This is a genomic window from Pseudomonas sp. WJP1 (genome assembly GCF_028471945.1).
Classification (GTDB): domain Bacteria; phylum Pseudomonadota; class Gammaproteobacteria; order Pseudomonadales; family Pseudomonadaceae; genus Aquipseudomonas.
In genome coordinates, this window is sequence record NZ_CP110128.1 from 1,500,012 (window position 1) to 1,522,358 (window position 22,347).

12 protein-coding genes and 1 pseudogene are annotated in these 22,347 nt (G+C 51.7%); 9 read left to right on the forward strand and 4 right to left on the reverse strand.

Annotation, left to right across the window (positions count from 1 at the left end; translation table 11 throughout):
* Positions 1 to 3 precede the first annotated feature (3 nt).
* From OH720_RS06840 to OH720_RS06855, 4 genes are all read left to right on the forward strand, one after another.
* Entirely contained in the window at positions 4 to 1,368 is a 1,365-nt protein-coding gene (locus OH720_RS06840) for an MmgE/PrpD family protein (protein WP_272605010.1), read from the forward strand.
* On the forward strand, positions 1,361 to 2,566 hold the full coding sequence (locus OH720_RS06845) for a CaiB/BaiF CoA transferase family protein (protein ID WP_272606407.1): 1,206 nt from the start codon (positions 1,361 to 1,363) through the stop codon (positions 2,564 to 2,566). Before OH720_RS06840 ends, OH720_RS06845 begins: the two co-directional genes overlap by 8 nt.
* Positions 2,563 to 3,384 (forward strand): HpcH/HpaI aldolase/citrate lyase family protein, encoded by an 822-nt coding sequence (locus tag OH720_RS06850; RefSeq protein ID WP_272605011.1) that lies wholly within the window; start codon positions 2,563 to 2,565, stop codon positions 3,382 to 3,384. The genes OH720_RS06845 and OH720_RS06850 overlap by 4 nt, the downstream gene beginning before the upstream one ends.
* 465 nt (positions 3,385 to 3,849) lie before the next feature.
* A complete protein-coding gene (locus tag OH720_RS06855) occupies positions 3,850 to 5,157 on the forward strand; it encodes an OprD family porin (protein WP_442967264.1) in 1,308 nt (435 codons plus the stop codon).
* 921 nt (positions 5,158 to 6,078) lie between these two features.
* Here OH720_RS06855 and OH720_RS06860 read toward each other — a convergent pair.
* The 4 genes and pseudogenes from OH720_RS06860 to OH720_RS06870 all read right to left on the reverse strand — a co-directional run.
* Positions 6,079 to 7,632, reverse strand: coding sequence for a hypothetical protein (locus OH720_RS06860; RefSeq protein ID WP_272605012.1), 1,554 nt, complete (start codon positions 7,630 to 7,632; stop codon positions 6,079 to 6,081).
* On the reverse strand, positions 7,625 to 12,583 hold the full coding sequence (locus OH720_RS06865) for an AAA domain-containing protein (RefSeq protein ID WP_272605013.1): 4,959 nt from the start codon (positions 12,581 to 12,583) through the stop codon (positions 7,625 to 7,627). The genes OH720_RS06860 and OH720_RS06865 overlap by 8 nt, the downstream gene beginning before the upstream one ends.
* A gap of 493 nt (positions 12,584 to 13,076) precedes the next feature.
* Entirely contained in the window at positions 13,077 to 13,271 is a 195-nt protein-coding gene (locus OH720_RS31800) for a DUF7693 family protein (protein WP_442967265.1), read from the reverse strand.
* A gap of 218 nt (positions 13,272 to 13,489) precedes the next feature.
* Positions 13,490 to 13,798, reverse strand: a pseudogene (locus tag OH720_RS06870) (IS21 family transposase); the annotation flags it as partial.
* Between the two features lie 500 nt (positions 13,799 to 14,298).
* On the opposite strand from OH720_RS06870, the gene OH720_RS06875 reads away from it, so the two are divergent.
* From OH720_RS06875 to OH720_RS06895, 5 genes are read left to right on the forward strand one after another with little or no spacing between them, the layout of a single operon-like run.
* Entirely contained in the window at positions 14,299 to 15,657 is a 1,359-nt protein-coding gene (locus OH720_RS06875) for a tyrosine-type recombinase/integrase (protein WP_272605014.1), read from the forward strand.
* The gene (locus OH720_RS06880; RefSeq protein ID WP_272605015.1) at positions 15,657 to 19,022 is read left to right on the forward strand and encodes a hypothetical protein; all 3,366 of its coding nucleotides are present in this window, start codon (positions 15,657 to 15,659) and stop codon (positions 19,020 to 19,022) included. Before OH720_RS06875 ends, OH720_RS06880 begins: the two co-directional genes overlap by 1 nt.
* Positions 19,019 to 19,645: a hypothetical protein gene (locus OH720_RS06885; RefSeq protein WP_272605016.1), complete on the forward strand. Its 627-nt coding sequence runs from the start codon at positions 19,019 to 19,021 to the stop codon at positions 19,643 to 19,645. Before OH720_RS06880 ends, OH720_RS06885 begins: the two co-directional genes overlap by 4 nt.
* Positions 19,632 to 20,009 carry a hypothetical protein gene (locus OH720_RS06890; RefSeq protein WP_272605017.1) on the forward strand — a complete coding sequence of 126 codons (378 nt, stop codon included), beginning with the start codon at positions 19,632 to 19,634 and terminating at the stop codon, positions 20,007 to 20,009. Before OH720_RS06885 ends, OH720_RS06890 begins: the two co-directional genes overlap by 14 nt.
* On the forward strand, positions 20,009 to 21,865 hold the full coding sequence (locus OH720_RS06895) for a hypothetical protein (RefSeq protein ID WP_272605018.1): 1,857 nt from the start codon (positions 20,009 to 20,011) through the stop codon (positions 21,863 to 21,865). Before OH720_RS06890 ends, OH720_RS06895 begins: the two co-directional genes overlap by 1 nt.
* Positions 21,866 to 22,347: the final 482 nt, after the last annotated feature.

The following is a 22,347-nucleotide window of genomic DNA, read 5'->3' on the forward strand; positions in this document are numbered from 1 at the left end:
ACTATGGGCTACACACATGCTCTGGCGGACTTCCTGGCGCAGTTAAACTACGAGCAGATCCCAGCATCGGTCATCCGCCGAACGGAAGACCTTTTTTTGGACTGGCTTGGTTCCGCTCTGGCAAGCAAGGGATCCCGTCCCATCCCATTGTTCGAGCAATACGCTGCGATCATGGGCCCGGACATTGGCCCCTCCAGAATCATTGTGAATGGCAAGTCGACCTCACCCTATTTTGCCGCGTTGGTGAATGGCGCGTCATCGCATTTGGTCGAGCAAGATGATCTACACAATAGTTCTGTATTGCATCCCGCCACAGTCGTATTTCCAGCCGTCCTCGCGGCAGCTCAAGAACGAAAATCGTCCGGGCGAGACCTGCTGGTAGCGGCTGTTGCCGGGTATGAAGCCGGGATACGGATCGGAGAGTTTCTTGGGCGCTCCCATTACCGAATTTTCCATACGACTGCCACTGTTGGGACGTTGGCTGCCGCAATTGCGGTTGCAAAGCTCTTGAACTTTGACGCTCCCCGTTTCCTGAATGTGTTCGGGACTGCGGGAACACAGGCTGCCGGCCTTTGGGAGTTTCTGCGAGATGCCGCTGACTCGAAACAGCTGCACACCGCGAAGGCAGCGGCGGATGGGTTGTTGGCTGCTTACTTGACTGAGCAGGGGCTGACTGGAGCCAAAAATATCTTTGAAGGTGACCAAGGCATGGCAGCTGGTATGTCTAGCGATGCCGATCCTTCCAGGTTGGCAGATAGGCTTGGTAGCCGCTGGGCATTGGCCGAGACGTCATTCAAATTTCATGCATCTTGCCGCCATACGCACCCTGCAGCGGATGCACTCCTAGCCCTGATGGCGCGAGAACACCTTGAGGCCAAGGACATTACCAAAGTAGTCGCCCGTGTTCATCAGGGAGCAATCGATGTGTTAGGCCGCGTGGTGGTACCTCAGACGGTGCACCAAGCCAAATTCTCAATGGGGACTGTCCTTGGATTGGTCGCTGTTCATGGAAAAGCAGGGCTTACCGAGTTTCAAGAATTGGCGCTGACGGATCCCGAAGTGAGCGCATTCCGAGAGCGAGTATTCATGCAGCTCGATCCTGAAGTTGATCAAGCCTATCCCCAGCGCTGGTTAGGCCGAGTACGGGTGACGGTCAAAGATGGTCGTGTTCTTGAGGGCGCCATAGACGAGCCCAAAGGAGATCCAGGGAACACCCTTTCCCGGTCGGAGCTTGAAGAGAAATTCTCACGCTTGGTGGCTTTTTCTTCAGCGCTCAATCCAGTTCAAACAAACCTGTTGATCAAGCGCGTCTGGTCGCTCGACAACGACACTGATCTCGTCACGCTGACGGAGCTTAATGATGACTAATTCCACAACTTCACCCCGCCCGTTGGATGGCATAACCGTTGTCAGCCTCGAACATGCCATTGCTGCACCATTTTGCACACGGCAGCTCGCAGATCTCGGCGCACGTGTCATCAAGATCGAGCGGCCAGCAGTAGGTGATTTTGCACGAGCCTATGACACCCGAACAAAAGGGCTGGCATCGCATTTCGTTTGGACAAATCGCTCCAAGGAAAGCCTCACCTTGGACGTGAAAAAGCCTGGCGCAGATTCGATTATCGAAGAGCTGCTTGCGAAGGCCGATGTCCTCGTGCAAAACCTGGCCCCGGGGGCCGCTGCGCGAATGGGGTTGTCCTTCGATGCTCTTCATGCTCGTTTTCCGAAGTTGATCGTCTGCGATATCTCTGGTTACGGTGAGGGTGGCCCATATGAGCAGAAGAAAGCCTACGATCTGCTCATCCAGAGCGAGGGGGGCTTCCTGTCTGTCACGGGCGGTGCGAGAGAAGATGAGCTAGCCAAGGCAGGCTGTTCTATTGCTGACATTGCAGCAGGGATGTATGCCTATACGGGAATCCTCTCGGCACTTTTGTTAAGAGGTAAGACAGGGGTGGGAAGCCGTGTAGATGTCAGCATGCTCGAAAGCCTGGTCGAATGGATGGGCTACCCAATGTATTACGCCTACGATGGGGCAGAGCCGCCTGCACGGGCGGGTGCTTCTCACTCCACCATCTACCCCTATGGCCCTTTCCCGGTAGGGAAAAGCGATACTGTCATGCTTGGTCTGCAGAACGAGCGCGAATGGGCGTTGTTCTGCGAACGAGTTCTGCGCCGTCCCGCTTTGGTGGCGGACGAGCGCTTCAACTCGAACGCACTGAGGTCTACAAACCGTAATGAATTGCGCGCGATTATTGTAGAGGCTTTCGCTGACCTCGGTATCGAGGAAGTGGTCAAGCGTTTGGACGAAGCTCCAATCGCGAACGCCAAGGTCAACGACATGCACGCGGTATGGTCACATCCGCAGTTGAAATCGCGTAACCGCTGGGTAGATGTCGGAAGCCCGCAAGGTACTCTGCCTGCACTGCTGCCGCCTGGTGCCAATAGTGCATTTACCCCACGTATGGACGCGATACCAGCATTGGGTGAGCACAGCGAATCTATCCTCGCGGAGCTTGGCTACTCCCTGGGTGACATCAACCAGCTGAAGGTTGTAGGTGCAATATGAGCATGCACTTGGAACCGTCCGTTAAGAGCGCTTTATTCGTTCCTGGTAGTCGTCCTGATCGATTCGATAAGGCTTTCGGCACCGGTGCGGGCAAGATCATCATCGATTTTGAAGACGCAGTAGAAGAGTCAATGAAGCAGCAGGCCCGAGAGAACCTCGCGGTCTACTTGACCGCGAACCCACACCTCAGCGTGGTTGTGCGCGTCAATGCAAGTGGCCATCCCGAGCATCAGGACGATCTGGATTTCTGCAGTCGATTTTCTCAAGTTTCGGCCATCCTGCTTCCCAAGGCCGAACGTCCAGTTCAGGTAACGCACGCTGCGTCTACAGGTAAACCCATTTGGCCCCTGATTGAAACTGCAGAGGGATTGGAGCTACTTCCGAGCATCGCCTCAATATCAGGCGTCGAAAGGCTAACTTTCGGGGCGCTGGATTTAGGCCTGGATTTGGGGCTTCGTGCTAATAGCCGTGCTGCCGCACGAATATTCGACCAGGTGCGCTATCAAATATTGGTCTGCACAACGAGATCCAAACTTGCCCGCCCCCTTGACACCGTCTATGCCAATTTTTCTGACCTAGATGGTCTAGAGGTATTCGCCAGAGACGCCCAGGATATGGGATTCGGCGGAATGCTGTGCATCCATCCAAGCCAAGTAGGTATCGTCAACAAAGTGTTTGAGCCCTCACTTGAAGAAATTGAATGGGCTCGAAAGGTCGTAGACGCGGCTGAGGGTGCTCCAGGGGCATTTCGTTTGGACGGCAAAATGATTGATGCCCCCGTAATTGCCGACGCCCGCCGGGTATTACAGTCCCGTTAATCTCGCCCCAAATCTATTTGCTTTTGAGTCAGGGAAGACTCGTTGGAAGAGTGATTGAGCGCAGCTTGAGTGTTGCAGTTTCTAGCAGGGATATTAGCTAAAGTACTTTGATTTGCCGACCTCGCGTTAATGCAGCTGTAAGACTTAAATGTTTTTGCAGCAGTTTTCTGCGGGTACTGCGATGGTTGAGAGTCATTGACTTATTGATTGAGCTAGAGGCTTGCCTGAATCAAGGCTTGAAGAGTGACCCCGAACGGATTCGGATAGATCGAATGGTACAAATGGTAAAGATGATAGATGAGCTGGACGATTTGTTTTGCTGGCTTTTCCAATAACGGTTGAATAGGCCGTTGCTGCGTGCTGTGTCGGCACTTAGGTTGCTAGTCAATTTGGTCAAGCCCGAATAAATGAGTTGGCAGTTCGTGTTGCTTCTGCTTTTAAAAATAAAAATATCGGAGCGTCTTAGTGAATATAAAATATTTGCCCACAACTTTTGCGTTGGCATGTGTGGTGCTGAGTAACCAGGTGCAAGCTGACTTCTTAAGTGATAGCAAGGCCACGCTGGGTATGAGAAATTTTTACTTTAACAGCGACAACCGCGATGGCACTGCTGCCCCGTCTAAAACTGAAGAATGGGCCCAAGGTTTAATGCTCGATTACAAATCGGGTTATACCGATGGCACTGTGGGTTTTGGTATCGATGCTCTGGGCATGATGGGCATAACCTTGGATAGCGGCAGAGGACGGCACGTCGGCGGCACAATGATTCCTTCTGATAGCGACGGCCGAGCTGTTGACGAGTGGAGCCGGCTGGGGCTTACCGGGAAAGTCAGAATGTCAAAGACCGAGCTTCGCTACGGCACCTTGATTCCGAAGCTTCCCATTTTGGTCGCCAACGACGGGCGCGTGCTACCCCAAACGTTCGAAGGAGGTCAGATCACTTCTGGCGAGTTCAAGGATTTGACTTTGATTGGTGGCCGGATCGAGCATGCGACGGGCCGTGGTTCGACCGATCAAACGGGACTTTCCGTGGCCGGCGGCACGCGAGAAAGCAACAAGTTCGACTTTGCTGGGGTCGATTGGAAGGTTACCAAAGATCTGATGGCTCAGTACTACTTCGCCAATCTCAATGACTACTACACCCAACATTTTTTCGGACTGATTCACACGCTTGCGATTTCGGACGGCCAATCGCTGAAGACTGACTTACGCTACTTCAAGACAGACTCGTCTGGTGAGAATAGCTCCGGCACCTCCGGCTACAGAATTAGTGGCTTCACTGAAAACGGGGATGGGGAGATCGATAACCGCACTTGGAGTGCTGCATTGATCTACACCATAGGTGGACACGCTGTTACGGCGGGATATCAGAGCGTTTCGGATGGCAGCAATTTTACTCAACTCAATCAGGGGAGCTTGGTAGACAAAGGCGCTGGTGGCTCAAGTCTGTATCTTTATACCGATCGCCTGCTGCAAAGCTTCAACCGTGCGGGCGAAAAGACGGCTTTCGGTCAGTACGCTTACGACTTCGCCGCTTTGGGCATCCCTGGTCTGAAGGCGTCGATCATATATCTATCAGGCGATAATATTAAGACCACCTCCGGTACTGACCAGAAAGAATGGGAAAGAGACATTAGCGTTGACTACGTTGTTCAATCCGGGGCGCTAAAAAACGTTGGGTTCGGCTGGCGGAATGCTAAATCTAATAGTGAAGCGGCTCGTAACCAGGATCAAAATAGACTGATCGTGAGCTACAGTATTCCGCTGCTGTAGCGAACTGAAATACCCTAATCGCGCGCTTTTTTCGAGGTTTAAATTAAAATTTTTCCTCAGCGCTGACGCTTTGTCAGCGCTTTTTTCATTTTTAATCCAATGCAATTACTAAGTGCAGTCATTTTTTTTGCTGCTGTACAGGACTGTGTCTTGGGTTAGCAGATGCTGCCGCTGTACCTATTCAGCCTTACTTTTAAAATAGAAGCCCTGGAGCCGCGAACCTCCGGGGCTTTGTTTTTTCTGCTCAGCAACCACGTAGGCAATCAACATATAGCTTCACAGCGGGCTGACGTGTCCGGCTCCGGAAGCGTGGTTTTGAGTCATCGCATGCTCATAGCTAAGCTGTGGTGCGACGTAAGTGGAGAGGTCGCTCCTTCGGGCCAATGGGCCCGGCTCACCGACTGGTTTTGCGGATTTGATGGAGGCCTGTATCCCCCGTCGTGCCTGGGATGTACGGAAGGTAACGTCGAAAAAATTCCGATATTTTTGCGTATTTAAACCGGATTAGGCCGAACCAATTCAGCCCTTCGTGGTTCTGTGATCGATACACTCGTTGAACATCGTATCCGTGAGATGGTGGAACAGCCCGCGCATGAGCCAGGGCACCATTCACACGATCGGAGTCGTGCATTCGCTCGGGAGTCAGACCTTCTCAACCGCTTAGGTAGTTACGATGCGGGGCACGTCAGCTATGTCGTAAGCAGCACCTCGGCTGATTGTTAATGGCGCTCCTTCGGACAGCGCCCGGCTTAAAGTCAGGCGAGCATCTCAATAACGATGGTCGCGACATTTCGAGCATCGTCAATGCCTCGGTGATGGTACGTGCCGGCGCGGTAGTCGTCCTATGCACTGATCCATAATCCTCATCCCATTCAACCCAACATACGACGGGTAGCCCCTGTAAATCAGGGGTTTTAAAGTTTACCTGCGAGGTGTTTTCTTGACAGTGAGGTTTATCTGGCGTGTCATCGGAAGCTCCAAGGCGCTCGCTTGGATGATCTCCAGTCGCTCCTTATCGATCAACTGATTAACATCAATGTCAGTGTCTTCACTCCAGGCCACTTTAATCTCACCACGCCCTGCCAAGCGTGTGTTGAGGAAGCTGTCGATATGGGCGATACGGTCAGGATCGCAAGTGATATAACCGATGGGTACAGTTGCAGCGCTTTCATCACTCGGCTGAAAATGATACTGAACGACCGCTAATTGACCTGGCACAAGGAAAATCTCGAAACGATCCTGAAGGTCTCGTCCACCCAACGCCACTCCGTTTGGTATACGGGTGTGATATGTCCTGCGCAGCTGCCCCAATTCTTTAGGGGTATGAAATGGCAGGACGGCTGTGATTCGACCTTTGGTGTGTGGGGCCTCGCTGAGTTTTTCTGACGTCTTACGACAGAAGTCGCTAAGGAGCGTTCCGTTTGCCGCCCACAGAGGTACGGAGCTGGATAGCCAGAGCGCTGAATGGGTCGTTCCTTCGGGCCAGTCTCTCGCGAGATCTTCTAGCATTCTACCAATAGTGATTCGGTTATTACTGTCATAGACTGGGCCGATTATGGCCCTGGTTTCCTGACTGCCATAACCCGTGCGACGATTCTTGTGATCCAGCATCCAGGTGTTGATGTCCAGGCCGCGATCGTCGAGATAACGAACCAGCACATCATCTTTGAACGTTTCACAGTAATCTTGAAGACTCATGCCGCCAATTGGCATTTTGAGACTATTCAGATAATCCGAAATCCTCGCCTCAAGCTCCATGGTTAGAGGCCTTTGCCGAGCATTACCGACTTTCTCTGCAGCCCTCTTGATAATCTCTACACTGCCAGCCGATGTTGGCAGCAGGCCGATTTCGATATCCACTGGAATGTTGAGGGGAGATGCTTGATCACAGGTGCCAACTTTATACAGGCGCGTCCGGCGGCTCTCGGTTTCGGGGATCTTTGAGAAATCCAAAAAAGCACGGTATTGAGAGCCGAAAGCGTCAGCCACCTCCTGTGTAGACCAGCCTTTATTCTGTGGTGGAACGGGAATTTCAGGCAGGCCCCAGCGGCTACGGTTGTACTGACTCGGCGGCATGACCGTCTTGGTCAATAACTCAAAGATTGGCTGCTCAATGCGCTCTTCATATTTGGTAAGGCTTGGGCTTGCGACCGAACTGCCTCTGGTACGATCCATCAGCATCGACGAGGGTGTCAGGTGGCCGTCGCTGGTGTGCATGGCAAGCTTGTTACGAACGAGCGTTTCGATCAATACATCGCACTCGCGTGCGGACAGCCCGAAGTACTGTCGTATCTCTCCCGGCAACACCTCGCCTAACGCCAGCAGAAGGCGGCAGGTGAACTCCTCTACCGCAGGAAGGGAAACCTCCTTTGTCCAGGCGCACTTGATTTGGTACTGATAGGCCGGCACCAGAAGAGAAATCGTGTTGCAGATGCGAAATCCAGAGGCATCGGTAGCTTGATATTCTTCAGTCATGGCTTGGGCCCTCAATAACAGTGGTGCCATCTACGATTTCATAATCGTTCGGAAAGAGTTTTTGTTGCTCGGTGACGTATTTGACGACGCTGCCTAGCGCGGACGGTGCATTTGCCCCATTCCACATACGAAGAGAGCCGATGATGATCAGCCGATCTTGAGCGCGGGACAGCGCAACGTTGATTCGGGACTGATCCACAAGGAATCCCTGTAGCCCTTTATCATTGTTTCGAACCAGACTCAGAATCAGAACCCTTGCTTGTTGGCCTTGGAAACTATCAACCGTGTCTATCCTTACCGCATCGCGAAGGGGCGCAGCCCACTCAGCCCGACTCAACTCCTCCTCGATTAACTGCTTCTGCCCTCGATACATGGTGATGATGCCAATGGGCTGCGGACTCATCGCAGTGCGCTTGGCATTGAGCTTTTCCATTTGCTCAGGTTTCGCCAACTGGCGAAGAACGTGCAAGCAAACGGCGAGCTCATGCTTGTTCACAAACTTGTGTTTCTCAGGTTCATCTTCATTGACAGCTCGATCACCAGAGCCACTATCAATCCAGCTGACCGGTTTATTCAACGGGTAAGGAAGATCGTCGCACCAGGCACCTGCGGTTTTGCGGAAGCTGTGAAGGTCATTGTCGTAGAAGCAGTTGCTGACGATCTTCCCGATGGGTTCGATCATTCGGTACTGAGTGTCGAAAGCGATGCCATTGTTGACCTCAAAGGCCCGTTCGAAGTCCGTTTTACGAGCTTCACGGTCGTCGATCTTGAGCTTTCGAGTCACTTCGCGGATGTGCTTTTTGTCGTACATTGGTGGTAGCTGTTTATGATCCCCTACCAGCAATACCCGTCGGCCACACTGCATGGCAATCATGAGTTCGGAGGCTTGTGCCCGACCTGCTTCGTCCACAATCACCCAGTCGAACTCGATTTCTTCGATGTTGATGCTCTCAGCGCCAATGCCTACGAGCGTTCCGCATACCAATTGTGATGTCTTGACCAGGAATTTGTCATAGTTGGCGGCACCCGATCCCAGGACATCAATCCAGTCCTTGCTGATCCCAATCAGGTTGTTAAGGCGCTGAAGGGCCAGCTGATCGGTTACACCGTGCTGCCGAGCAACCTGTCTCGAAAGGTCAAACCAGTAACCTGGCTCTTCAGGGGGTGGCAGCGTGAACTCATACCCGCGAGTACTGAGGTTGCTTTCAAGGGACTCGATACAGCTGTCGATTTTTGCTTGATGCCCCTCCATGTGCTCGATCCGCACTTCTTCGGCGAGGTGGCGCTTCCTGGCAACCTCATCCTTTTGAGTGGTGTAGGTCGAGATCCGCTCAAGAATGGGGCTTACGCTGCGATGCAGTTTGGCAAGCTCTTCGACGAGCTCCTGATTAAGCATCAAGCGCGAAGAGAGTGCATTGATACGCTTCTCATATTCGCGTTGAAATTTGTAGCGAATCTGGCGCTGGATTGAGCTGGAGTGACATTGAAGCATCTGATCATCGATTGCCGATTCATGGCCCAAGCGAACCACACTGATGTCACTGCCGATTTCCGAGAAAAGCTCGCGCGCTTTGATAGCCACAGTGTCCACCGACGCATGTGACTGGCCTACCAACAAGATATTGCCGGCTATTTCGTGCTCGAAGAGATAGTGGATCAGCTTTGTTACAAAGTCGGTTTTCCCCGTGCCGGGTGGGCCCTGAAGGATTCCAATAGGGCCTTCGGAGACGGCTCTCTGAAAGGCAATGATCTGTCTTGGGTTCAGTTTCTGTTCTTCTGAATCATATCGCGCACGAATCGCGGCCTCATCGGGGATTTTGCCGATTACCTTCGACTTGACGTTGCTGTCTTTGTCAAAGTAGGTCGGTAGATGCGAGATTCTCGCCACCCCATTAAGCACGCGCTCCATAGCTCGTTTGCGACGCGCACGCGATGCGCCGTTGAGTTTGGATTCAAAGATCAGCTCTGTACCAGCAGTGAGCTTTTGCTTAACGCTTCGGATGCCAGCAGAGAACATACGTACCGCCAGGCGCACACCACTACATTCTTCTGCGACAACCTCCCCGAAAGGCTTGCCGCCCTCTTCAAAGTAAATTCGCAACTCTGCGCTATCGTCGCTGAAATCGACGTCTTGCCCATTGCTAGATACGTAGGGGATCAGCAGAGCACCGCTTGGACTTTCTTCAAAAGAGGTGTTGGCAATCTCCACTCGCATGAGCTGGTCGCCTTCGGTTTCCACCATGGTTTTCCAGATCGACGAAGGCCTGATTGTCTGGTTAATCCCCTCGGGCTCGTCCTCGAGCTCAAGGTCATCCAGATCGACATCGGCTTTGCCTAGGAATGTCTGGACGGGCTCCTGATCCATCAGAAACGCTACAAATTGCTCTTCGTTCAGTTTGGTGGACACACCTCTTCCCACCACGATGGGCTGGTCGAAGGTAGATTGGGCGCGCTGCCCCGCAGAAATGCAGTCGCTGAAAGAAACATCCGTCAAAAATGGAGCAAGGATGGCGTTCGATTCGGGATCGAAAGTGAAGGAAAGGCGCTTATCCTCTCCTGTGATCCGCACGTGCATGTGCTTTGGATGGCGGTCAGCGGCCTCAACGTTCAGGTAGTACATTGTTCCGCTGGACTTGAGCAGCGTTTCTTCAATCGGAAACTTGAACGAGTCGGCAATGAACCTGAATGCAGGCGCTTGCACGGTTGCCGGCTTTCTGCACGCTTCAAGCTCTGCGCTGATGGTTTCCCCCAATGGCTCGATCGACACAGGGACGCCATTGGGTTGCTCTGTACGCAACGCAAACTCGATGGACAGCGCCTTAGGCGCTTCGTCGTCGAAAAGCTCCTGAACGATTTTGTAGAGCGCGTAGCCGTCTCGACCAAAGCTATCGGTCGTGGAAGGGTCGGTCGGGCCGTAATCAATGTTGTATGGATCGCTGGTGTCGCCATAGTCCAGGGCGTCGATCAGAATCAGGTTCAAAGGCTCACTTTCTTCGCTCGGACGCACGAGGATGTTGCCTGGATGCAGATCCCCATGGGCAAAATCCCGCCCGTGCAGGCCCTCAAGGAGATTGCACAGCGCGGAAGCTGCTTCAAGCTTTTGCTGCAGCGAAGTCAGACCTGCCACATACTCAGGCCACACGATACCCTCTTCGAACCGGGTGACGATGAAGAGACCGTTGCCACCGCCAAACATGCCATGGGCAAGCAGAGCCGGAAGTGGAAGCTCGTCTTTGATACTTTTCTCAATGCGCTTTCGCATGCGCAGAATGCGTCGGTTGGTGCCTGGGTTTTTGACATCAATCACAGCCTTGGGAAAGAACTTCAGCAGCGCTTCTTCGCCATCGACTGTGCAGCGGTATACCATTTTGTCGCCCACGGGCGAAGGAACCGCGCCTGGCGCTGGCGGGAAGTAACTCATCAGCATGTAGGGGTTCCAATCAGTCCTGACGAAGTCGCCTTTGGCGATCTCCTGCATGACCTCTTGGGTATCGTCGTACTGAAGCGGCTTACCGATCACCAGGGTGTTGAATTCACCCAGCATCTCGGCGGCGTTGGTAAAGCGATTCTGCTGCTCAATATCCATTGCTTTGGCAAAGAACGTATCCAGCTTGCCATTGAAAGGATCGTTGGCCACCGAGCGCCATACTGGAACGCCGTCCTCCAGCGTAAACTTTGCGCCATGAAAGCAAATCTTGTGGGCGACAAGCGCGAGCAAGTAGACGTCTTTGGCGAACGGACTCAGTGGATCGCCTTCACACGCATACACATCCTCCGGCAGCATGGTGTTGTTGCTGCGCAGCTTTTCGAAAAGGTCTTTGACAGTACCTTTATCGGGCAGGAATGCGGCTTGGAAACTGGAGATCAGAATGATCCTGGAGTCTTGCGAATACCACAGGTTCTGAGCACTGATGTCACGGTGGGCGAAGCCCAGGTTGTGTAATTCTGCAAAAGGCGCAAACAGCGCCTTAGCCAAATCCAGGCGCTCGTCTGGCGTCCACTTATGGCCGTGCAAGTTGAGGTGCTGTTCCAATCTCAGCGTGTTTTTGCGAATCTCAAACAGCTCGACGCAGTCAGCCGTAACGTTTTCGTTGACCATCGGAGAAATCGGTCTGAGCAGGAAGTCTTCCAATGGGCTGTTAGTAGCATTGGCAGTTCGAAAGACGAAACTCTCGCGTGTCACCACGAGGCGCCAAGTGATGTCATCACGGTACGCCAGACCCAGGGCTCCCAGATCCCAGCGGCGCATCATAGCGTTGCTTTGAGGTGGGCCAGGGTTGGTTGCAGGGTATTCACTGAACAGGTGCTGATCGTGGACGCGATCGGGGGCCACAGCAGCGGTGTATTCCAGGTACTTGAACTCAGCAAGCTGAACTCGATTTCCTCTGAAAAAGCCGTCGAAAATGGCCTGGCATTGATTCGGGCGCGGGCGGCTTTGGTCGTTATACCTGATCATTGGAACGCTCTGAACAAAGTTCAGGTAGTCGTTACCACCGATCTTGAGGAAGTCTTCGAGGGTATGAACGAACTGGCGCTCGCTCGCAGGCAGGTGTTCGGGTGTGGCACTGCCACACAGCACAACGTGCGCTTCTACGAATGGGTAATAGCCGAGTTTTCGCTCCAGCTCCAGTCTAAGGATCTTGCCGAGTCTCAGGGCCTGATCGCGCTTGGTGTGATAGGGACTCTTGCCACGGTTCTCTTCATGGCCGTTGGCGTGGGTAATGATCCAGTTGCCGTCGTAATTGGTGAGCGTCCCGTTCCATTCCTTGAGCTCAACCACCAGCACGCGATCATGGGTCACCATGATCAGGTCAAATTCCATTGACCCTTGTCTGTCGGCGATCAGTACAGAAGCATAACCAAACCAGCTGTCACGAAGCTGTTTTTGGATTTGATCAAGAGCGTTGGTCTCACTCTTGTGCAACGCATTGCCCCGAACGATGACTTTCATTTTGGCTTCCCTACTGCTGACCTGTGACCTCGGTCAAGGATGCCTGAGCGGGTTTTGTCTCCTTGGCAACCTTCCGGTACTCAGTCACAGCTCCTGCTGATTTTTAAGACACGCTGTTGGTGTTGGATGCTGACGCGGTCATACGCCTGCTCAAATTAGACTGACGCAGAGGGTATAAGAAAAGATGGCTGCCTGATAGCCATATGACATCCTTGAAGGACAAGGGCAGCGCAGATTCAGCAATCATCAAAATCTCTGAGTACGGGAAGTGTGGCTTCCAGACGCCTGGGACGGGATCCGGTGGCTTACAAGCATCTGCGAGATTTCGGGATACACACGGTTGAAAATTTCGAAGAGAGCCAGAGCTGGACGAGGCTTGGAGCCCGGATCCATTTTGGTAACAGCAAACCAGGGGAGATGCCTGCTGATGATTACTACCGCCTCATCGCGGCCATGGCCACTGGCAAATGGTAACGTGCTTTTGCGTACAGGCTCAGAGCGCAGCGAGCAGTCGTTCGAGCTGTTCACGCTCCGAGGCTTCTAACATTTCGACCGGATCCGCACCATCGCGCTGCCAGAGCTCAAGTGTCCCGACTCGGCCATCACGCGACCTGCAGTACTCGCAGTAATCCAGGGTGTCACAGTCATTGAAGAGTGTGAGTAGCCATCCATCAATCTCCACGCTCATGAGCCCGTGATAGATCTCCCCCCCATGACTGGATCGAGCTCCGAATCATGATGCGTTTTCCTAGCGCGACGTCCGTCAACACCTGGCAGACCTCGTGGGCGGTAAGAGGAGAGGTTATGTTCAAAGCATTCTGCGCTCGAGTCATTGCCTGCCCATAGCTAAGTGGGGCGTGAAGTTAAGTCAAAGGAGAGGTCGCTCGTTCGGGCCAATGGGCCCGCCTCCCACAGCAGTTGTAGCGTTACGCCTTTGCGACGCGGTTCGCGGTGCAAGGTGATCACGTCGGGCAACACTCGGTCGCAGCGTGTCTGGATGCTCTTGCCCGCAGGCACAAGCGCGGCCCCGAGTGCCACCTAATCCCGTAGAGCCTGCATGACCCACTCGATACCGGGGGGGCGCATTGATGTTCTTGCTGACGATGCCCTTGGACAGTTGCAGGGCGTGGGGCGATCTTCGTGGGACGGGTTGGCCTCGAACTTGAGGCGCAGACATTCGTTGATATTACGCATGGCTATTCGCTCCGCCGCCATCCTTTTACTCCCCGAAATGGGGCTGGGGTGGTGGCGCGTCAGGTCATGCACAACAGTGTGGAGAGTATTTCGCTAAGGCGTGGCCGGCTTTTTTGGAACAGGAAAAGCGGTCACATTGTTAGCAGAGTGGTCGATCACAACTTTCTCCAGAGCATACCGTTCGCTTCCACAAACAGCTTCACCGAGAGCGCAAACCTCTCGACGCAAGCCTACAAAGTCAATCGACAGGAACTGGAAATCAGGCCTTCAACATAGCCCAGCATAGATGTACAATCAATACACTCCAATGGTACTCCATGCACGATAGGTTGTCAATATATGTTTAATGTTTCGTTTGTTCGCCACTCCCAGCATGCGCCTCACCTTCCCTCATGCCTCGGCAGCCCGATCTCCCTGCTGGCCCCTGAGGATCGTCTCCCACGAAAGTCTAGCGATAGGCCGGGTACGTCTAAAGAAGCAACTGCTCACCAGGTCAAGCGGGGGGTTAGCCGGTGAAAAACGTGCGCCTGATCGACCGAGGCATCCCCCGCTTGTATGAAGCTGAAACGGGTCGACCTGTAGACGTGTTCAACACCTATTCGGATCTGTTGTTCAACAGCCTGTACCAATCAAGCGGAGCCAGTACTCCCCACCTGTACTGTCCCGATGTGGCCAATTTCCTAGACTACTGCTACGAAACCGGCGTATTGGGGGATCGGTGCCTAACCCCTGAGGCAGCAAACACAACCATCTGTCAGTATCAGAATTATCTGACCGAGGCCGAAAGCAGCAAAGACTTCATCGTCAGACGCGCTGCAAAAGCACTCAATCGCAAACCAGTAAGCAAGGTCGCCGCCGCCCGATACATAGCAGCGGTCAATCATTTTTTGCATGCCAGCACCACGCTGATCCATGACACGGCGTCGTTTACGAGCATCCTTTTCGGAGGAGCACCAGTTCCGCTACACACTCTCCCCGCTGTAAAACCAAGAAGACGGAGCCAGTCAGAACGGGGCAAAATCCTCGAAAACACTCTTCAGTACGGCGCGCGCAGATCTGATTTTGCATTCGCTCCTGGGGGGATCCCAAGCCCTAAGTTAGAACGAGATGACTCAACACGAGACTTCCCTACACGTCATATCCTGAGCCTACTTCGCAATGCACCAAGTGCGCTATACCGCTGCCTGTGGGCACTGCAGGCAGGCGGCGGCTTAAGGATTTCTGAAGCATTTCTCATCAAGTTAACCGACATTCACCGCAAGAACAGGACTATTCAAATTGAAGATCCGGATAACCAGCGTGACCCATCCAAGAAGAGAGATGGATCAGCGCTTCCGTTCAAGGGGCGTCAGACCACCTCCGTCATCATGTTCGAGCCTTACAAGAGCATTTTTTTTGAGGCCCTAGACCAATATCGAGCGGAACGTCCAACATCTTCATCCGACTTTTTATTCGTGTCAGAAAAGCCTGGGAGTTATGGAGAACCAATCATACTCTCGGAAAAGTTTAACAGCGTGACCAAGGCCTACAACGAGACGCTTAAAAACATCCAAAGATCGTTTGGCATGACGATGGACGGTATCAAGCTCTTTACTTCTCATAGTCTTCGTCATTTCTATGGAAACTGGGCCCGCAACTGCGTCCATATTCCTGGGCGTAGCCGTATTGGGCTTGAGCTCTCCGAGATTCAACTTTTAATGGGTCATAAGGACATTAAGTCGACCGAGCGCTATGCGCGTCTTGATGCAATGAATATAGCTGCTGAAATTGCCGCAGCCAACCAACTCGTTCATTGTTGGAGTTCCAGCTATAGCGCAGATCTGGTCAGAGGGCAAACGTACGCTAGACTCGCTGACGAACTCATGGCGAGGGCTGCTTGATGATCAATACTTCAGAGAAAATCATCTGGACAGACACGGGAAATGTAAGCAGAGCGATTGATATATTAAGAAAGCTTGAATCTACCACGGCAATCAACGCGCAATATAACGGCGGGCCCGTAGACGAAATTCATAGTAACCAATTTCGTTCGCGGATTGCCCTTTGCATTCTGACACAGAAAACGAACATTGAACTCTTCAATTTTGACACCTTAGATGTCCTTTACACCATCACGACCACACCCAGCACGTCTATTTATTACCTGAAGGGTCTATATAAGAAAGTCACTGGACTCACTCCGAACTACATCGCGGATATCGAAGGCCTTAAAGCGCCTCTTCGGGCGATGTTTGCGATTCTTTGGTCTGAAGGCGCTCTAACACTGCCATTCTCTTTTAGGACTGACGGAGCTTGGCAAAAATATCCTGAGCTCAAAGAAAAAACCCAAGGATTTGTGTACAGCCTCACGAAGGACGTACCATCTTTATCTAAATATGCTCGCTCTTTCCAGTATCGAACCAACTGGCATGACCTAAAAGATATTTTATTCCAAGAGCTCTGGGAGGTAGCGCCAAAGGTAATTGACGCGCAAACAGATATCAAAAAGTCAGGGGCGGGAGGAAATCTAGAGTTCAGCTATTTAAGTTTCGTAAAGCTCATTTCTGAAACTTGCCCGCAAGTTGTATCAGCCGATCAATACTTTCATCTTGAAAAGTACCATCAACACTTGCAGCAAAAGTCTCGGAGCTTTACAGCACTTGAAAATCGTCAAGATTTCGAATTTTTCAGGGAAATGTGGGGCGCCAACTCTGAGGCTTGGCTAGAAATGACGCCCAAGGAGCGCGAGCGCCTCAGGGCTCAAAAGCGAACCCACGAAAACCATGCTCGGCAAACTCTACTGCGAAAGGAGGAAGCGATAGAGGCCCGAAAAGTTCTTCATGCCGAAGCAGATGATTTGAGCCCAGAAGCACTAGCGATACTTACCCGGAAATCCGTGGTGCGGGTCGCAAAAAACTTCTCTTGGTTAGCTAACGGAGCGTACATAGGGCTAGAGCATATTGACATCGAAACCCTTTCGGGCCACTGGCGAGCAGCCATCCTGCTTTTTGATAATTATCTCGACAAAAAGGAAGTTGGGGGGCGAACAAGAGCGCAATACGGCGTCCATGTGGCGCTCCTTATGGATTATCTTTTTTGTTATCTCCCCCTTTGGCGAGAGGCTAATGAAAACTCACTGATTGACATTCCTCGATTCCTGACGGATTTTTACCGAACAATATATTGGAACAATAAATTCGTTGTAGACCTGTCGAGTTCCGAAAGCAACACGCCCCAGAATGAGTTGAGCAAGATAAAAAACATGCCCCTGACGGCCCTGGATTTTTATCTTACGTGCTACAGCCAAAAAACGATCGCAGCATTTATATCCAGCATCCACCTATTTTTCGACGTTGCAATGTTTTCGGGGCGAGATATTTATATCGATGGCGAACCCCTCATCGATGACATGCTCGTCAACCCAGTTTCCCCTAGGCTCGACTCGCCTGGAAGTGGAGCCAGAACAAAAACAGATAAAGTTGTGCTTCCGCTAGCTTCGGTACCCATCGCAAAAGAATACATGTTAGCTATTGACCTGATCGGACGAGAGATCCGAGACAAAATCTTGTGCGGAAAAATCCCAAGAATAGTTCAAGAGAAAATCAAAAGCTTGGATTGGATCGAACTCCAAGATGTCGATATTGTGTATACCATCAAGCTAATAAATCCCAATACGGGAGATATTGCGAAAGAAATAAAGCTTGATCGAATTGTAAATGCGTATGCTTGGCACCAAGGTAAATATTCGAGTAACGGTAATATTTTATGGGTGCCTTGGCTCTCCAGTATTCGGATGTTGACTGTCGCGATGTATGGAGGATTGCGGCTTCAGAATTGCCAATGGTTGGATATACGAAGCTTTGACAAATTTTACGACGCATCAAGTTGCGTCCTTGGATATAACGTCTTATATGTAAATACAGACAAAAATGGCAATTCTAGGCCTGTCACTCTTTCATCAGAAGTCTTCAATTGCTTGCTCGACGAACGTCGCTTTCAAAACTCTTGGTCACACAAGCCAGTCGGCCCCGTCTATTACGAAAATAACAAGAAAGATAAACATTATGGAGAAATATATCCTTTGTTCAGGAGTCCTTTTAACAAGTCAGGACTTCCATTTTCTGATACATTTTACGCCGATAAATGGGTGGAAATACTCATTGGCATACAATCCATTTACAATGCAATCGTCCCAAGCGAAAGAGCGCATGAGTTCACAGTGCCTAACTCGCAGGGAAAGTTATTGGCAGTACACACTCCACATGCGCTACGCGCAACATGGATTACGTACATGACAATTTATGGTCATCTACCTTTCGCACTCACTGGGCAACAGGTGGGGCATGCCAATCCCAAGACTACCGTTCATTATACGGCCCCTACTCTCCAGCAAACTGAAGAGCATATAAGAGCAGCCGAAGCCAAAACTCAACAAGCAAGTTGGGATGTACTTTGGGGCGTGCAGCCTTCGATAAAGGCTCAGGGCGACCTGCAAGCCTCTTGGCAGTCTAATATCACTGAAACTGCAAAAGCCCAAGGGTTAATTAGCCTAGCCTCTGCAGTGGTAGAAACAGATCAAATGGGGCTCGACCTCATCAAGGTCAAGAATGTGACAGAGATTGGCTGGTACCAAACCTGCGCATGCATGCTCAACGGAAAATGTTCGAACAATTTGTTGGCGTTCACTAAATCCCCAAAAACATGTGGACTTTGTCCGCATGCGGTATATGGCGTGAGTCACCTCCCAGCCATTAACGCAAAGATGCGCTCGCTTATCGATGAATGTGAAGCATTGCGAGAGAGAATTCCTCTGGTGGCTACTTCGCAACCTGGCTCACCAGACTTACAAGACCTGCATCATCTATTGACAATTCGAAAGCTGGAGTTGGCTGGCTATGAGCAGGCTCGACAAATTCTTAATCAACACATGGAGAGCGAGGAGTACAAGACTAAGTATATTTCCCGCTTTGGAGATTTTCGTAATTGTAGCCACGAATTTGATAACAACCATCCGGTTCAGCGCTTCCTCGCTAATATTATCGATGGCCGAGAGTATCCCGCTTTTAGCGCCGACAACTATTTAATTCGCCTAAAAAAATTCGCATCTTCCCCGCACTTAATGTCTATTGCCCTAGCGAGTCCTGAAGAGCGGGACATCATAGCTAACCAAATAATTTTCATGCTGACTAATACTGGCATTACCTTCCAGGAGCTTTCAGCTCGAGTGCAGGAAGCTGGAGTCAAAGGCATCGGGCTCGCAGCATGAGTGGAGCAAAGACAAACCTAACCACTTCGCAGGAATTGCAGCTTGAGATGACCCTCCAGCGTATGGAACTCACCCTGGTGTCGTGGGTAGAGGATCGGAAGACTTTCAAAAACATCTCCATGCTAGCCACGAAACTGGGTGAAGCACTGGGATACGATAGGTCTCTATTTCTGGTGAAACCCAAGCCCGGAAAATCTGGAAACCAGGGAAAACATCGAGAAATTCTTGAAAAGTTTGCCACTCAACTAGGTGTCGGATCCAACAAAGTGCCATATGAAGTCCTAGAAAGGCAGCTTCAGGAGGCAAAATCTAACTTGGCAATGATTGAGGATGCCTATAGGGCAGGCTTGAAAGCAAAGCCTTCCCTGCTTTCGGCTGACAAGCCAATCACGCAGGAACATAACTTTTTTTACGAGTTCGAGCAAACTTGTCTAGTACTGCAAAAAATTTTAAATCACCCACTTACCGGGTTTGAAATCATTGAGGGGAAACTCTATGACACAGCGCCAATTGTTGGGAAAGACGTGCTTATCTGCGAATCAACACCCTGTAAACCTTTCCTCGACTGGGAATCAGGCAAAGGAAGTTTTTCTCGAAAACTTCTCAAAAATGACGGCTTTTAGTGACGAAGCAATCAGGCTGAAAACCTGGGCGCTGTCCGCGATCGCCGAAGGTCGATTTATGGTAATGCGAGCTGGTAGCTTGCAGCTGTCGTGCGTTGCGAGTGAGATCGGTATTGACCGCCAGAAGTTATATCCTGGCCGAGGCCCGGGCGACCTTCAAGACTTGATTCCAATACTTTCGAAGTACGCCAAATCTATCGTTCATTCATCGACCACCACCAATAGAAAGGTCAATAACGATGTAACAGGGCTTCGTACTGCTTTGGCGGTTCAACATAAAAAAGTGCATGAGCTCAGGGCCGAGGTGTCTCGATTAAAGCTCGTGCATGATCTGATCCATTCCGGCAAGCCTTTGGTACTTTGATGAAACTGTACCTGGTTCTTTGCGTCCTTCATCGCCTGGATCGACGAACTATCCTTTCTGCAGTGGAGATTATTCGCGGCCGGACAGTGCGCCTCATCATCGACACAGATGAGATAACCTCTTGTGTCCTGCCGGGCGGTGTCTACGAGATGAGGATCAGTTACCGCACGGGGCGCCCCCGTCTCGTTTGCTCGCATCCCGTCGGTTACGATGCTCAGACAATTCGACTCGCGGTTGATCGGGGCCTAATTGGGTCAGGCCAACACCTACCTGCTGCGATCAAAAAGCTGATCCATCAGCATGCGGGCACCATCTCCGATTGGATCAACCTCCCAAATGCCACCGACAAATCCGCTCCGATCAATGAGCCTTACGCGTCGCTGCTATGGCATGAGGCCGCCAGCCGTCGACAAGACCAGCAAGTTCTGACCGAGCTCATAAAGGGTGGTTTAAATCAGCATCAGGCCGAGCAATACCTCCAATGCTACGGTGTCGAGGCTCCAACGAAACTGAAATCCACCCCTCTGTCAGCGCTGCCCTTCGTAAGCCGATCGGCGCCAGTATTGAAGTATCCAGTTAGCATCGTCCCCGAGGCCCCCGTCAGCCCGCTTGAGATGCTGCTTTGGTTACAAGAGCAAGCAGATCGAGGTCGCACCATCTGTGATCGCACCGATGTCCCATCAGAGTTTCAACTGGCGTTAAACACATGCCTGGAGAACCAGTGGATAAAGTCTGACGGGCAAAAAATTCAGCTTGTTTCACATGCACTGCTACAGACCAACCTTCGGGAAGCATTTGAAGCTCTCACCGCAAACTTCTTTCCGACCTACAGCGAATTGGAGGTTGAGTACGCGTACTCACGTCTTGCCGGGCTCCAATCAAGCGGAGCCGTGACTGACCTTTCCCACTCGCTATGGCAACTGCTAAACCAGCGAGTGGTGATGGTGAGCTACAGCGCCACGTCGGAGCTGACAGAGCTCCTGGAGCAGTATTCCGGCTTGATTCAAACTCTTCACTGGAGTCCTCCGGAGATCATTACCTATTCAGAGCACGTGATCCCGGCTCTGACCCAGAGGCTCCCCTACGAACAGATCACTGCATTCTACAGGGCGTCTTCACTCCAAGGTAAAACAGGACGCTGCTTCATAGTCGTCGACTTCGAACTGTTCACCCCCAGCGACCTAGTCGTCCTGTTTGAGCGACTTATTTCCGATGATCAACTGATTCTCGTGAACCACTACGGAATGGCGTCATACGCTCATAGTCGGCTATTCCACACGAGGCAGCTCCAAAACTACTTCCCCACAGTCGCCCTTAATCATGAGAGAGAAGCTTTTAAGATGCCCTCTGCGGCCAGCCGAGCTCAGATCCAGGAGGCGGTCGGGCAAGGGCATACGATCATCTCGGACGATTTCGATATCATCGAGCAGATCAATTCAAGCCAAAAAGCTTCCGGCCCGCCAAAGCTGGTCACTCCGGATGGTACCTACCACAAACATCAACCAGTTCTTTTCGAACCTGCCGGCCCACGAGGTTTTGACTCGTTCATCGGAGTCATTATTTCAACGACTGACAAAGGTTTGATGGTGAGCGCCAAAGGAGTGGTTATGCAGTTCACCAACGACTTTGTCCGCAACTGCAGGACATCAGCGGCTTATGCGATCGACGTCGCGCAGGCGGCCAAGATCGGTTTGAGTCGCGGCGTTCTGGTCACCATTCGTGATCATGAGGTGGAGAAGTATTTGCGCGATGTCGGCGTTGAGATTCTTCAGCACTATTCTTTGCCGGAGTCTTCCGTACCGGCCAATAGCCCAACGGGGCAGCGCATAACACCATCAGTCGAAGGACACGGATGAGGTTGTTGTGTGGCCCAGATGGCGTATGTATCTCAATGCCTCCGAATACGCTGCAGGAGCAGTACTTAGCCAGAGTCAGAAAATTGCGGGCTCGATGCAACACCATGACTAAATAAGAAGACCTTGGATGGAGTCTTACTGGGCGTCAGCTGATCCGGAATCTGACGATGGCCCCGGTACCGAATCGTTTAGCGATCATGTCGGCAGAGCAAGGTAAGTGCTGCGGAAGTCTTACGGTAGGACTCGAACCATGACGGTCGTTGGTCGCGGGCAATTTATGCAGGTTATTCGCTGGGGCGGCTTTACTGGATTGTCGAGGAGGGGAGCATGGTGTTTGTATGGGGGGCTGCTTCACGCTGCCGTCCTCGCTCCTTTACTCACCATGGTGGTCGGTGGCTGGATGGAGATGTTCAGCTGTCATGGTTTGAAGAGGGCTGGGGCGTAGAAGGCGAAGTCGGAGGGGATATAATTGTTGGAATTGC

Bases quoted from the DNA above. Each gene is read 5' to 3' on its own strand.
- OH720_RS06895 (WP_272605018.1), top strand. From the start codon at position 20,009: ATGAAACTGTACCTGGTTCTTTGCGTCCTTCATCGCCTGGATCGACGA.
- OH720_RS06850 (WP_272605011.1), top strand. From the start codon at position 2,563: ATGAGCATGCACTTGGAACCGTCCGTTAAGAGCGCTTTATTCGTTCCT.
- OH720_RS06840 (WP_272605010.1), top strand. From the start codon at position 4: ATGGGCTACACACATGCTCTGGCGGACTTCCTGGCGCAGTTAAACTAC.
- OH720_RS31800 (WP_442967265.1), bottom strand. From the start codon at position 13,271: ATGAGCGTGGAGATTGATGGATGGCTACTCACACTCTTCAATGACTGT.
- OH720_RS06865 (WP_272605013.1), bottom strand. From the start codon at position 12,583: ATGAAAGTCATCGTTCGGGGCAATGCGTTGCACAAGAGTGAGACCAAC.
- OH720_RS06860 (WP_272605012.1), bottom strand. From the start codon at position 7,632: ATGACTGAAGAATATCAAGCTACCGATGCCTCTGGATTTCGCATCTGC.
- OH720_RS06845 (WP_272606407.1), top strand. From the start codon at position 1,361: ATGACTAATTCCACAACTTCACCCCGCCCGTTGGATGGCATAACCGTT.
- OH720_RS06880 (WP_272605015.1), top strand. From the start codon at position 15,657: ATGATCAATACTTCAGAGAAAATCATCTGGACAGACACGGGAAATGTA.
- OH720_RS06885 (WP_272605016.1), top strand. From the start codon at position 19,019: ATGAGTGGAGCAAAGACAAACCTAACCACTTCGCAGGAATTGCAGCTT.
- OH720_RS06890 (WP_272605017.1), top strand. From the start codon at position 19,632: ATGACGGCTTTTAGTGACGAAGCAATCAGGCTGAAAACCTGGGCGCTG.